Below are 563 nucleotides of genomic sequence, written 5' to 3'. Positions count from 1 at the left end.
TCTTTGCTGATGCTATCTGCCCCTGTAACTGGTCTTGCGCGCCACCCTCCCAAGCATCCAGAAAGGGAGAGAGATAGTTAGCAAGCTCGTCATATGAAGTCAGAATAGGGAATATTTGAGCGCTTTCTAAGTTCAAATGCAAGTAAAAGCGAAGTTTTTTTCTCGTTTCGCAAGCTCGGTCGACTTCTCTTCGGGAACCCGCTCGTCGGGGTGGGGGCTCCCACCCTTGCCGCGGGGCGCTCCCGGAGCGGAGATTTTCCTTTCTTGAACTTGCCTCGGAGGACTCTCTTCTCTTCGTAACCGCTCGTCGGGGTGGGGGCTCCCACCCCTTGCCGCGGGGCGCTCCCGGAGCGGAGATTTTCCTTCCTTGGACTAGGCTCGTAGAGCTCTCTTCGCTTCGTGGTCTAGCTCGAAGTCGCAGTCGTGCGCAACCAGCGAGAAGAGGATGTGGAGGAGCTTATTGTTGACGTTGTTGAGGATGACCCCGTAGGGCTTGCCTTGAGCTTTCATGCGTTGGTAATACTGTTTAAATGTTGGGTTATGAGTTATGGCACTTCGGGCTG

At 54.5% G+C, this 563-nt stretch carries 2 pseudogenes; both read right to left on the bottom strand.

From position 1 onward, the window contains the following. Positions 1–136, bottom strand: a pseudogene (locus PORUE0001_RS10310) (mobilization protein); the annotation flags it as partial. Positions 137–372: 236 nt separating this feature from the next. Beyond that, a pseudogene (locus PORUE0001_RS09960) lies at positions 373–563 on the bottom strand (IS110 family transposase); the annotation flags it as partial.

Origin of the sequence: Porphyromonas uenonis 60-3, from assembly GCF_000174775.1 — a bacterium.
GTDB classification, from domain to species: Bacteria; Bacteroidota; Bacteroidia; order Bacteroidales; family Porphyromonadaceae; genus Porphyromonas; species Porphyromonas uenonis_A.
This window is presented reverse-complemented; position numbering and strand designations above follow the sequence as displayed.